Below are 12,060 nucleotides of genomic sequence, written 5' to 3'. Positions count from 1 at the left end.
TCCCGGGGCGGGTCAGCCGGTGTTGCGCAGGCCGGCCGCGACGCCGTTGACGGTCAGCAGCAGCGCGCGGGCCCGCAGCGGGTCCTCGTGGCGGCCGGTGGCGACCTCCTCGCGCTGCCGGCGCAGCAGCGCGACCTGCAGGTAGGAGATCGGGTCGAGGTAGGCGTCGCGGACCGCGAAGGTCTGCTTGAGCACCGGGTTGTGCTCCAGCAGCTCGTTCTCCCCGGTGAGCCGGAGCACCTCGCGCAGGGTGAGGTCGTGCTCGGCCTGGATCTGGTCGAAGACGTGGTGCAGCTCGGCGGGCACCAGCTGCTCGACGTAGTGGCGGGCGATCCGCAGGTCGGTCTTGGCCAGCGTCATGGCGACGTTGGACAGGAAGTTGCGGAAGAAGTGCCACTGGCCGTACATCTCGGTGAGCACGTCGCCCAGGCCCGCCTCGCGGGCGGCGGCCAGGCCGGCGCCGACGCCGTACCAGCCGGGGACGATCTGGCGGGACTGGGTCCAGCCGAACACCCACGGGATGGCCCGCAGGCCGTCCAGGCCGGCGCCGGAGTCGGGGCGGCGGGACGGGCGGGAGCCCAGGTGCAGCGAGGCGAGCTGGTCGACCGGGGTGGCGGCGAAGAAGTACTTCGGCAGGTCGTCCTGCTCGACCAGGGCCCGGTAGGAGGTGTGCGCGGCCTCGGAGACCCGGTCCATGGCGGCGTCCCAGCGGGCCAGCTCCTCGGGGGCCTGGCGCGGGGAGGTGTGCAGCGCGGAGGCGGCCAGCGTGGCGGAGAGGGTCAGTTCGAGGTTCTCCCGGGCCAGCGAGGGCAGCAGGTACTTGTCGGAGATGACCTCGCCCTGCTCGGTGACCTTGATCTCGCCCTCCAGGGTGCCCCACGGCTGGGCCAGGATGGCCTCGTGCGAGGGGCCGCCGCCGCGGCCGACGGTGCCGCCGCGGCCGTGGAAGAGCCGCAGCCGGATGCCGTAGCGGTGGGCGACGTCGCGCAGCCGGCGCTGGGCGCGGTGGATCTCCCACTGGGAGGTGGTGATGCCGCCGAACTTCGAGGAGTCGGAGTAGCCGAGCATGACCTCCTGGACGTCGCCGCGCAGCGAGACGAGCAGCCGGTAGGAGGGGTCGGAGAGCATCTCGTCGAGGATCCGGTCGGCCTGCTGGAGCTCGTCGGTGGTCTCCAGCAGCGGCACGATGCCGATCTTGGCGATCCCGGCGTGCAGGTCGATCAGGCCGGCCTCGCGGGCCAGCACGGTGGCGGCGAAGACGTCGTCGGCGCCCTGGCACATCGAGATGATGTACGACTCGACGATCTCGTCGCCGAACCGCTCGAAGCCCTCGCGGATGGTGGTGAAGACGCCGAGGGTCTTGGCGCCGGCGGCGTCCAGCGGGGCCGGGGTGGGGGCGAGCGGGCGGCGCGAGCGCAGCTCCTTGGCGAGCAGCCGCTGGCGGTACTCGCGGGGCATGTCGGCGTAGCGCCAGGCCTCCTCGCCGAGCCGGTCGAAGAGCTGGCCGAGCGCGTGGTGGTGGGCCTCGGCGTGCTCGCGCACGTCCATGGTGGCGAGCTGCAGGCCGAAGGCCTCGACGGTGCGGATGGCGCGGGCGAGCCGGCCGTCGGCGATCAGCTCGCCGCGGTGGGCGCGCAGCGAGTCCTGGATCATCCGCAGGTCGGCGATGAGCTCGCGGGTGCCGAGGTAGTCGCGGCCCTCGACGTGCGGGGTGCCGCCGGCCAGGCGCTCGCGGGTGTTCTCCAGCTTGAGCCGGATGCAGGTGGCCTTGAGGCGGTACGGCTCCTCGGCGTTCATCCGCTTGTAGCGCGGGCTCAGCTCGGGGAGCAGGTGGAGGTCGGTGTTGAGCGAGGCGAGCAGCTCGACGGAGGCGCCGGCCAGCCGCTCCGAGGTGGAGAGGGTGCTGCGCAGGTCGTCGATGGCGGCGAGGGCGTCCTTGATGCCGTACTCGTGCTGGAGGTTGAGGACGTCCCAGGTGACCTGCGGGGTGACGTTGGGGTTGCCGTCGCGGTCGCCGCCGATCCAGGTGCCGAAGGTGAGCGGGCGCACGCCCTCGGGCAGCTCCAGGCCGACCCGGGCGAGCTCCTCGTGCAGCTCCTCCAGGACCTGCGGGACGGCGTCGCGGTAGAGCTCGTCGAGGTAGTAGACGGCGTTGCGGGCCTCGTCGGTGGGCTCCGGGCGGGCGATGCGCAGCTCGTCGGTCTGCCAGAGCAGGTCGATGACCTCGGCGAGGCGGCGGTCGGCCTGGCGGCGGGCGGAGGAGGTCCGCGCGGGGTCGGCCTGGGAGAGGCCGGCGGCGATCTCCTCGCGGTGGATGCGGTCGAGCAGCTCGCCGATCCGGCGGAGCTTGTTGAGGACGCTGCGGCGGGCCGCCTCGGTCGGGTGCGCGGTGAAGACCGGGCGGACGGCGAGGTGGGCCAGGGTGTCGCGGAGGTGCTTGGGGTCGGCGTCGGCCAGCTGGTCGGCGGTCTGCGCGAGCAGCGAGCCCTCGCGGGCGCGGCGGGTGGCGAACTCGCGGCCGCGGTGCACCTGCTCGGTGACGTTGGCGAGGTGGAAGTAGGTGGAGAAGGCGCGCACCAGCTTGGCGGCCGTCTCCAGGTCGATGTCGGAGAGCAGTTCGGCGGTGGCCTCGCCGTTGGTACGGCTGAGCAGTCGGACCTGTTCGACCAGGCCCAGCAGCTGGGGGCCTTCCTGGCGGACCAGCGTCTCGCCGAGCAGGTCGCCGAGGCGACGGATGTCCGCGCGCAATGCGGCGTTGTCGGCGACCACGGGGGTCGGGTTGTCCGCCTGGCTGGGGACCGGAGCGGTCACGGCTGGCTCCCTCGGGGTGGTGGGGTGTTCGGCAACGGCTCATCGTCACAGGGCCGCCGCGCGTGTGGCGGGTGTGACGCGTGCGGACCGCGCTGTCCGACGCGACCAGCATAGGTGTCGGCCGGGGCGCTGTCCGCGAAGTGGCCGGATGGCGGACAGGCATGCCCCGGGACCGTATGTGGTCTGGACCACTTTGAGGGGCGGGGGGCGGCGGCGCGGATTTCCGGCGCGACCCGGTGGGGCCGGGCCGGGGGCGCGCCGTAGTCTGTGGGGCATGAGCAAGTCGCCTGGGGAGCGCGAGCGGGACCGGTCGTCGATCTTGTGGTGGCCGCGGCGGCGCAGCGCCCTCCTGGACGCCGGGCTCGCCGCCCTGGCCGCACTGGAGTGCGCGGCCAGCTCGATCGCCTACATCGGCGGCCGGGTCCACCTCGGCGCGACGGCCCAGATCGTGGTCGGGATGTTCGCCGCGCTGGCCGGCGCCACCCTGGTGGTGCGCCGGCGCTGGCCGGCCGTCCCGGTGGTGGTCGCGCTGCTCGCGATGCCGGCCGTGCCCAGCATGGTGCTGCTGCTGGTGGCGCTGTACACGCTGGCCGAGACCTGGGAGTGGCCCTCGCGCCGCCGGCGGGTGGTGGCGCTCTCCGCGCTCGCCTACGCCGAGACGGCCGGGGTGATCCTGATGTCGATGCTCAACCCCGGTGACGCGCCCGTCGACCAGCCGCCGTTCTGGGGCCAGCTGGTGCTGTCGCTGCTGGTGGCGGCCGGCGCGACCGCGGCGCCGGTGGTGACCGGTCTGTACGTCGGGGCCCGGCGGCGGCTGATCGATTCGCTCCAGGACCGCGCGCACGGCCTGGAGGCCGAACTGGACCTGCTGGCCGAGCAGGCCCGCGAGCGCGCCCGCCGGGCCAGGCTGGAGGAGCGCACCCGGATCGCCCGGGAGATGCACGACGTGGTGGCGCACCGGGTCTCGCTGATGGTGGTGCACGCCGGGGCGCTGGAGCGGATCGCGGCCAAGGACCCGGAGAAGGCGGCGCAGAGCGCCAAGCTGATGGGCGAGGTCGGCCGGCAGGCGCTGAACGAGCTGCGGGAGATCCTCGGCGTGCTGCGGATGTCCGACGAGCGCGCGCCGGAGCCGGACTCGCTGGCCGGGCTGCCGCGGCTGGTCGACCAGTCCCGGGCGGCCGGGATGGCCGTCACCCTGACCGTCAGCGGCAGCCGGCAGGAGTTCACCGGCGAGGCCGAGCGGACCGCGTACCGGGTGGTGCAGGAGGGGCTGACCAACGCGCACAAGCACGCCGGCGGCGCGCAGGTGTCGGTGCTGCTCGCCTACGCGCCGAACGGTGTGCGGGTCGGCGTGGTGAACGCCTGCCCCGGCGGCGAGCGGGCCGCCGCCGCGCTGCCCAGCGGCGGCAACGGGCTGGTCGGGATGCGCGAGCGGGTGGTCGCGCTCGGCGGCACCTTCTCGGCGGGGCCGGAGCGGGACGGCGGGTTCCGGGTCGAGGCGGTGCTGCCGTCCCGGCTGGCGGTCCGCCAGGACCGGCTGGCCTAGGGTCCGTCGCTCAGCCGCCGTCGGCGGTGCGCAGCCGTTCCGGGACGGTGCCCAGGACCAGCGCCGTGATCGCCTGGTCGACGCCGTGGCCGAGGAACCACTCGCCGGTGTGGTCCAGGCTGAAGACCCGGCCCTCCTCGTCGATCGCCAGCAGCGCCTGCCCGTACGCCTCCTCGCCCAGCGAGGCGATCCGGGTGCCCAGGGCGCGGCCCAGGTCGGCCAGGGTGCGCGGCTGGTGCAGCCCGCACAGCGGGTCGATCAGGAACGGCGTGCGGGCCAGCTGCCGGCCGGGCCCGGCCAGGTCGAAGGCGAGGCCGCCGAACTCGGCCCAGGCCTCCACCGCGGCCGGGAACACCGCGTGCTGGACGCCGGCCGGGCTGCCGTACCCGACCAGGGCGTCGGCCCACTCCTCGGCCTGCCGGATCTGCCAGCGTCCGGGGTGCCAGCCGGCCGCCTTGAGCTCGGCGGCGACGTCGGCCGGGAAGCGCGGGCGGGTCCGCAGCGCGGGACCGCCGGACGCGGTCGGGGTCGGAGAGGGGGCGGGCGGGTTCAGGACGGGCTCCGGTGGCTCGGGGACGGGGGACGGGCGGTGCGCCGCGCGGGGGCGGCCGCCCGGCGGACCGGTCAGCCGGCGGCGGGCGGGCCGACCATGACGCTCTGGACGGTGAAGTGCTCCAGCAGCGGCGCGCAGGACCGGCACGGCGGCGCGTGGGTGCCGTGCGCGGGATCGTGTTCCTCGCGGATCCGCACGGTGGTCAGCCGCGCGCCCTTGAGCGCCTTGCGCGCCTCGTGCAGGCTCATCGGCTTGCGGGCGGCGCGCTTGGAGCGCCGGCCGTCCACCGTGGTCAGGTAGCGGGAGAGCAGCGCCGCCTCCGGGCAGCGGCCGGTGAAGCGCTCGCGGTGCTCCGGCGGCAGCGCCGCGAGGAAGTCGCCGACCAGCGGGTGCAGCACGGGGTCGCGGTCCGACTTGTCGCCGGCCAGGGTGTGCACCTCGCCGCCCTTCAGCGACAGCGCGGCGGCGACGGCGGGCAGCAGGCTGTCGCGGTGGTGGCGCAGCACCGGCGGTCCGGCCGGTTCCCCGGTGGTCATGGCGCCGCCCTCCTCGTCGTCCCGCTCGTCGTCCGTCCGTCCGTCCCGCCTCCCGCCCGGCCCTTCCGCCCGGCCCGGTGTGGCACGGCTGTCAGGGGCCAGCCTGTCAAACGACACTGACAACCGCACATCCGGGGGTCGGCGGGTGCGGTCGCCCTGCGGACGGGCACGCAACATTGGCCGGATCCGCACGGCATCATCACGACTCGTCCCCGGGTTTCCCGAATCCGCCCCCGGGCGGCCGCGGTGGCCGGTAGCGTTCCAGCAGCGAGCCAAGGGGTCGACCGGTCCGGTGGGGGAATCCGGGGAAACGACAACGCCGCTGCTCGCCACGGCCGTTGGGGCCGCCGGGGCCGGGGGGCCCTGACGCCTAGCAAGGGGGGTCTTGCGATGACGGAGACGGAAACCGCCAACGAGGCACCGGGCGAGCACGTGCCCACACCGGGCACACCGCCACCGCCCGCGCCCGCGCACCGGATCGGGATCGCGGTGGTCGGGGCCGGCTACTGGGGCCCGAACCTGGTCCGCAACGCGCAGCAGACACCGGCGCTGCGCCTGCACTGGCTCTGCGACCTGGACGAGGCGAAGTCCCGCCGGGTGCTCGGCGAGTACAGCACCGTCCGCGCCACCACCTCCTTCGAGGAGGTGCTGGCCGACGAACGGGTCACCGCGGTCGCGGTGGCCACCCCGGCCGCCGCGCACCACCGGCTGGTCCGGGCCGCGCTGGAGGCCGGCAAGCACGTCCTGGTGGAGAAGCCGATCACCACCTCCGCCGCGGAGGCCGCCGAACTGGTGGCGCTCGCCGAGGAGCGCGGGCTGGTGCTGATGTGCGACCACACCTTCTGCTACACCCCGGTGGTGCGCCGGATCCGCGAACTGGTGCACGGCGGGGAGATCGGCGACGTCCAGTTCTTCGACTCGGTGCGGATCAACCTCGGGCTGGTCCAGCCGGACGTCGACGTGCTCTGGGACCTCGCCCCGCACGACCTGTCGATCCTGGACTTCGTGCTGCCGCCGGGCGTCGAACCCGTCGGCGTCTCCGCCCAGGCGGCCGACCCGATCGGCGCCGGCCGGGCCTGCGTCGCGTACCTGACCGTCCGGCTGAGCAACGGCGCGCTGGCGCACTGCCACGTCAACTGGCTCTCGCCGACCAAGGTCCGCACCACGATGATCGGCGGCTCGCGGCGCACCCTGGTCTGGGACGACCTCAACCCGCAGGCCCGGCTCGCGGTGCACGACCGCGGAGTGGACCTCACCCCGCCCGACGAGCTGACCGACGCGATCCGCCACCGGGCGCTGATCTCCTACCGGGTCGGCTCGATGGTCGCCCCCGCCCTGGTCGAGCAGGAGGCGCTGCGCAACGTGATGGCCGAGTTCGCCGCCGCCATCACCGAGGGCCGCGCCCCGCTCACCGACGGCCGGGCCGGCCTGCGGGTGCTCCAGCTGCTGGAGGCGGCCTCGCTCAGCCTCGAACTCGGCGGTGCCACCGTCCCGGTGGGCATCGGCCTCGACTCCGCACTGTCCGAAGCTCAGGAAAGGGCCGCCACGCGGTGAACGCTGTACAGATCGAGGGCTCCCGCTGCCTGGTCACCGGTGGGGCCGGCACCATCGGCTCCACCGTGGTCGACCAGCTCATCGAGGCCGGCGCCCGCGAGGTGGTCGTGCTCGACAACTTCGTCCGCGGCCGGATGGCCAACCTCGGCTACGCCCAGGAGATCGCCGCCCCCGGGCGGCTGCGGGTGGTGGACGGCGACATCCGCGACCGCGCGCTGCTGCGCCGGCTGCTCGAACCGGGCACCGACCTGCTGTTCCACCTGGCCGCGATCCGCATCACCCAGTGCGCCGGCGAGCCCCGGCTGGCGCTGGAGGTCATGGTGGACGGCACCTTCGACGTGGTCGAGGCCGCCGCCGAGGTCGGCGTCGGCAAGGTGGTCGCCTCCTCCACCGCCTCCGTCTACGGCCTCGCCGAGGTCTTCCCGACGCCCGAGAACCACCACCCGTACAACAACGACACCCTGTACGGGGCGGCCAAGGTCTTCAACGAGGGCCTGCTGCGCTCCTTCCACGCCATGGCCGGCCTGGACTACGTCGCGCTGCGCTACTTCAACGTGTACGGGCCCCGGATGGACGTGCACGGCCGGTACACCGAGGTGTTCATCCGCTGGATGGAGCGGATAGCCGCCGGGCAGCCACCGCTGATCTTCGGTGACGGTGCCCAGACGATGGACTTCGTCTACACCGAGGACATCGCCCGGGCCAACCTGCTGGCCGCCGCCGCGCCCGTCACCGACCGCGTCTACAACATCGCCAGCGCGAGCGAGGTCTCGCTGCGCGGCCTGGCGGACGCGCTGCTCGCCGCGATGGACCGCGCCGACCTGGACGTCGAGCACGGCCCGGCCCGGGGCACCGCCGGCGGCGTGGTCCGGCGGCTCGCGGACATCGCCGCCGCCGAGCGCGACCTCGGGTGGAAGCCCGAGCTGGGCCTCGACGAGGGCCTGCGCCGGCTGGTCGCCTGGTGGCGCGAGCAGTAGCCCCGCCGCCTCCCCGTCCCCGACCACCGCTGAGCCACGTTCGGAGCGCGCCTGTGTCCAGCACCACCGTCCCGTCCGACATCCCGGTCATGGTGCCCTGGCTCGGTGAGGAGGAGGCCGAGGCCGCCGCCGAGGCGGTCCGCTCCGGCTGGGTGGCCCAGGGCCCCCGGGTCGCCGCGTTCGAGCGGGCCTTCGCCGGGCACCTCGGCGTCGAGCACGCCGTCGCGGTCTCCTCCTGCACCACCGCGCTGCACCTGGCGCTGATCGGCGCGGGCGTCGGGCCGGGCGACGAGGTGGTGGTCCCCTCGCTCTCCTTCATCGCCACCGCCAACGCCGTCACCTACGTCGGCGCGGTGCCGGTCTTCGCGGACGTCGACCCGGCCACCGGCAACCTCACCGCCGCCACCGTCGAGCCGCTGCTCACCGCGCGGACCAGGGCGGTGATCGCGGTCGACCAGGGCGGGGTGCCGGTCGACCTGGACGGCGTCCGGGCCACCGTCGCCCCGCGCGGCGTCACCGTCGTCGAGGACGCCGCCTGCGGGGCCGGCTCGGTGTACCGGGGCCGGCCGGCCGGCGCGGGCGCCGACCTCGCCGCGTACTCCTTCCACCCGCGCAAGCTGCTGACCACCGGCGAGGGCGGCATGGTCACCTGTCGGGACGGCGAACTCGCCGCCCGGCTACGGCGGTTGCGCGAGCACGGGATGAGCGTCTCGGCGGCCGACCGGCACGCGTCGGCGGGCGGCGCGAACCTGCTGGAGACGTACGACGAGATCGGCTTCAACCACCGGATGACCGACATCCAGGCCGCCGTCGGCCTGGTGCAGCTGCGGAAGCTGCCCGCGATGGTCGCCCGGCGGCGCGAACTCGCCGCCCGCTACCGGGAACTGCTGGCCGGCACCGGCCTGCGGATGGTCGACGACCCGGAGCACGGCACCACCAACTACCAGTCCTGCTGGGTGCTGCCGCCGGACGGCGCCCCCGATCGCGCCGAACTGCTGACCCGGCTCGCCGGGGCCGGCGTCTCGGCCCGGCGCGGCATCATGGCCGCCCACCTGGAGGCCCCGTACAAGGGGACCGCCCGGGTGCCGCTGCCCGCCACCGAACTGCTCACCCGGCGCTCGCTGATCCTGCCGCTGTTCCACGCGCTGACCGAGCCGCAGCAGGACCGGGTGGTGGCCGCCCTGCGGGCCGCGCTCGGCTGATCCTCGGCCGGTCGTCACCGCGAAACCGCGAAACCCGTTCGTCCGCTCGCCATGCCCACCGACCGGCCCAGGGGAGACCACAGGATGACCACCGACCAGCCCGTCCCGCTCGTCGACCTCGCGGCCGCGCACGCCGAGATCGAGGCGGAGGTCAGGGCCGGCTTCGACCGGGTGCTCGCCGGCGGCGGCTACGTCAAGGGGCCGGAGGTGACCGGCTTCGAGGAGGAGTACGCGGCCTTCTCCGACGCCCGCCACTGCGTCGGCGCGGCCAACGGCACCGACGCCCTGGAACTGGCCCTGCGCGCCCTCGGCCTGCCGCCCGGCGGCGGGGTGGTGCTGCCCGCCAACACCTTCGTCGCCACCGCCGAGGCCGTCCAGCGGGCCGGTCTGCGCCCGGTGCTGGTCGACGCCGACCCCGACCACCTCCTGATCGACCCGGCCCGGGTCGCCGAGGTGCTCGCGGACGCCGTCGCGCTGCTGCCGGTCCACCTGTGCGGCCAGCTGGCCCCGATGGCGGCGCTGCTCGACCTGGCCGACGGGCGCCCGGTGGTGGAGGACGCCGCGCAGTCCCAGGGCGCCCGCCAGCACGGCCGGGCCCGGTACGGCCGGATCTCCGCCACCAGCTTCTACCCCGGCAAGAACCTCGGCGCGTACGGCGACGCGGGCGCCGTCGTCACCGACGACGACGACCTGGCGGCCGCCGTGCGGCTGATCGGCGACCACGGCTCGGCGCGCAAGTACGTGCACGAGCGGTTCGGCTTCAACTCCCGGATGGACGCGCTGCAGGCCGTCGTGCTCCGCGCCAAGCTGCGCCGGCTGCCCGCCTGGAACGAGGCCCGGCGGGCCGCCGCCGCCCGCTACGACCGGCTGCTGGCCGGGCTGGACGGGATCGGCACCCCACGCACCGCGCCCGGCAACGAGCACGTCTGGCACCTCTACGCGGTCCGGGTCCGCGCGGGCCGCGAGCGGCGGGACGCCCTGCTCGCCGCGCTGAACGCGGCCGGGATCGGCGCCGGCGTGCACTACCCGGTGCCGGTCCACCTGCAGCCGGCGTTCCGGCACCTCGGGCACGGCGAAGGCGCGTTCCCGGTCGCCGAGCGGGCCGCGGGGGAGCTGCTGACGCTGCCGCTGTACCCGCAGATCACCGGCGCGCAGCAGGAGCGGGTGGTGGAGGCGCTGGCCAAGGCCCTGGCGGCCTGAGCCGCCGCACGCACCGGCCACCCGCCGGCCGCGCACCCGCCGCGCACCCGCCGCCCACTGGTCACGCACCGGCGCGGCGGCCGGGGGACCGGGCCGGGGGCGCACCCCCTACGCTTGTTGCCGACAAGCGCACCGAGAACATGCAGCAGCCAGTGGGGGCTCCCAGATGACGACAGGTCGGCCCGGCGTCGCCGCCGCACCGAACGCGGCGTACGCAGGTCAGGTGGTGCAGTTCCCGGACCCGGTCCGCGCGGAGCGGCACCCCGCCGGGGTCCGGGTGGACGAGCACGGCTACCCGGACTTCGGTCCCTACGCCGCCGCGGCGGCCGAGGTCGCCGACCCGCCGGCCGGCTTCGGCGTCGACGAGCTGCGGCTGACCGACTACGTCTCGGCCAACGTCGCGCTGTTCACCCAGGGCCACCCGCTCTGGGCCGATCTGGAGACCGCCGTCGCCACCCCGCCCGGCTGGACCTGGCACCACGCGGTCGGCCGCGCCGCGCCCGGCTGGCGGCGGATGGAACTGGTCCCGGTCGAGGTCAAGGCGCTGCTGCGGCACCACGGCGGCCTGGCCACCTCCTCCGCCGACCACGGGCGCCGCGGCACCCGGCCGCTGCAGGAGAAGCGGCCGGTGCACTTCTCGCTCGCCAAGGACGGCGGTGACCCGATCGGCGTCTCCGAGGACCTCGTGCAGCGCGCAGAGGAGCGGCTGGGCTACCGGCTGCCCGGCGCCTACCGGACCTTCCTCAAGCTCGGCGGCGGCCGCGCCCCGGTCGGGGTGGCGCTCGACCAGGAGCTCGGGATGCTGCTCGACCAGCCGTTCCTGACGCTCACCGAGGAGTACGGCACCGAGGACGTCGTCTACGCCAACAAGTGCCTGCGCGACCACCTCACCAAGGACTACCTGGGCATCGGCTACGCCCAGGGCGGCATCGTGGCGCTCAAGGTGCGCGGCGAGCGGACCGGGTCGGTCTGGTTCTGCCTCTACGACGACGCCCGCGACTCCGGGGCGCCCGAGGCCGCCGAGGACCGGGTCGAGCGGCTGCTGCTGCCCTGCGGGGAGGACTTCGACGCCTTCCTGCTGCGGCTGGCGGGAAGCCCGGCGGAGCTGGAGACGGTCGCCGGGCTGATGGTGGACGGCGGCTTCGCCCGCGCCGTCCCGGTGGGCTGACGTGGCGTCCGCGGTGGTCGCGGTGGTCGCGGTGGTTGCCGAGGGCGTGGAACGAGCGGGGACGATGGGGACAGGGGTGAACCGGGCGTGGTGACGTACGCGCAGGCGCAGGAGCTCGCCGAGGAGTGGATCAACGGCGGGGTGCCGCGGGAGCGGCAGCGCGAGGTGCGGGTCCGGGAGTTCGACCTGGGCTTCGTCTGCTGGGCGGTGCAGCCCGCCGGCGACGCCGAGGGGGAGGCCCGGCTGGTGATCGCCCGGGACTCCGGCGCGAGCACGCTCTGGCCCGCGCTGCCCGTCAACGAGGTGGTCAGGCAGTACGAGGAGGCCTACGGGCGGCCGGTCGCGGCCAATCCGGCCGGTGCGGCGCGGCCCGCGCCGGGGCCGGTCGAGGCGACCTCCTTCCTGCTCAGCCCGCCGCAGTGGCTGCAGGAGGCCGGCGAGGCGGCGCTGGCCGCGGAGGCGGAGCGGCTGGGGACGGGTACGGGGTCGGGGTCGGGGTCGGGGCCGGGGCCG

The 12,060-nt window shown here is 75.1% G+C and carries 9 protein-coding genes and 1 pseudogene; 7 read left to right on the top strand and 3 right to left on the bottom strand.

Annotated elements, in window-relative coordinates:
* Window positions 1-12: 12 nt before the first annotated feature.
* Window positions 13-2,811 carry a phosphoenolpyruvate carboxylase gene (gene ppc / locus ABD308_RS38650; RefSeq protein ID WP_344345675.1) on the bottom strand — a complete coding sequence of 933 codons (2,799 nt, stop codon included), beginning with the start codon at window positions 2,809-2,811 and terminating at the stop codon, window positions 13-15.
* Window positions 2,812-3,085: 274 nt separating this feature from the next.
* Here ppc and ABD308_RS38645 point away from each other — a divergent pair, with 274 nt between their 5' ends.
* Window positions 3,086-4,357, top strand: coding sequence for a sensor histidine kinase (locus ABD308_RS38645; protein WP_344345673.1), 1,272 nt, complete (start codon window positions 3,086-3,088; stop codon window positions 4,355-4,357).
* 10 nt (window positions 4,358-4,367) lie between these two features.
* On the opposite strand, the gene ABD308_RS38640 is transcribed toward ABD308_RS38645, so the two are convergent.
* Window positions 4,368-4,859, bottom strand: coding sequence for an SUKH-3 domain-containing protein (locus ABD308_RS38640; RefSeq protein ID WP_344345678.1), 492 nt, complete (start codon window positions 4,857-4,859; stop codon window positions 4,368-4,370).
* Between the two features lie 122 nt (window positions 4,860-4,981).
* Window positions 4,982-5,446 carry a YwqJ-related putative deaminase gene (locus ABD308_RS38635; protein WP_344345671.1) on the bottom strand — a complete coding sequence of 155 codons (465 nt, stop codon included), beginning with the start codon at window positions 5,444-5,446 and terminating at the stop codon, window positions 4,982-4,984.
* A gap of 390 nt (window positions 5,447-5,836) precedes the next feature.
* Between ABD308_RS38635 and ABD308_RS38630 the strand changes: the two genes are divergently transcribed.
* The 6 genes and pseudogenes from ABD308_RS38630 to ABD308_RS38605 form a co-directional block, all read left to right on the top strand.
* Window positions 5,837-7,000, top strand: a complete 1,164-nt coding sequence (locus ABD308_RS38630; RefSeq protein WP_344345669.1) for a Gfo/Idh/MocA family protein — start codon at window positions 5,837-5,839, stop codon at window positions 6,998-7,000.
* Window positions 6,997-7,977 carry an NAD-dependent epimerase/dehydratase family protein gene (locus ABD308_RS38625; RefSeq protein WP_344345667.1) on the top strand — a complete coding sequence of 327 codons (981 nt, stop codon included), beginning with the start codon at window positions 6,997-6,999 and terminating at the stop codon, window positions 7,975-7,977. The genes ABD308_RS38630 and ABD308_RS38625 overlap by 4 nt, the downstream gene beginning before the upstream one ends.
* 53 nt (window positions 7,978-8,030) lie before the next feature.
* Entirely contained in the window at window positions 8,031-9,179 is a 1,149-nt protein-coding gene (locus ABD308_RS38620; RefSeq protein WP_344345665.1) for a DegT/DnrJ/EryC1/StrS family aminotransferase, read from the top strand.
* 84 nt (window positions 9,180-9,263) lie between these two features.
* Entirely contained in the window at window positions 9,264-10,379 is a 1,116-nt protein-coding gene (locus ABD308_RS38615) for a DegT/DnrJ/EryC1/StrS family aminotransferase (RefSeq protein WP_344345663.1), read from the top strand.
* 166 nt (window positions 10,380-10,545) lie between these two features.
* Entirely contained in the window at window positions 10,546-11,547 is a 1,002-nt protein-coding gene (locus tag ABD308_RS38610) for an SMI1/KNR4 family protein (RefSeq protein ID WP_344345662.1), read from the top strand.
* Window positions 11,548-11,637: 90 nt separating this feature from the next.
* A pseudogene (locus tag ABD308_RS38605) lies at window positions 11,638-12,060 on the top strand (SUKH-4 family immunity protein); the annotation flags it as partial.

The sequence above is a fragment of the Kitasatospora putterlickiae genome (genome assembly GCF_039527695.1).
Classification (GTDB): domain Bacteria; phylum Actinomycetota; class Actinomycetes; order Streptomycetales; family Streptomycetaceae; genus Kitasatospora; species Kitasatospora putterlickiae.
Note: the sequence above shows the minus strand (reverse complement) of the source record. Positions and strands in the feature narration are given on the sequence as shown.

Bases quoted from the DNA above. Each gene is read 5' to 3' on its own strand.
- ABD308_RS38610 (WP_344345662.1), top strand. From the start codon at position 10,546: ATGACGACAGGTCGGCCCGGCGTCGCCGCCGCACCGAACGCGGCGTAC.
- ABD308_RS38630 (WP_344345669.1), top strand. From the start codon at position 5,837: ATGACGGAGACGGAAACCGCCAACGAGGCACCGGGCGAGCACGTGCCC.
- ABD308_RS38645 (WP_344345673.1), top strand. From the start codon at position 3,086: ATGAGCAAGTCGCCTGGGGAGCGCGAGCGGGACCGGTCGTCGATCTTG.
- ABD308_RS38615 (WP_344345663.1), top strand. From the start codon at position 9,264: ATGACCACCGACCAGCCCGTCCCGCTCGTCGACCTCGCGGCCGCGCAC.
- ABD308_RS38635 (WP_344345671.1), bottom strand. From the start codon at position 5,446: ATGACCACCGGGGAACCGGCCGGACCGCCGGTGCTGCGCCACCACCGC.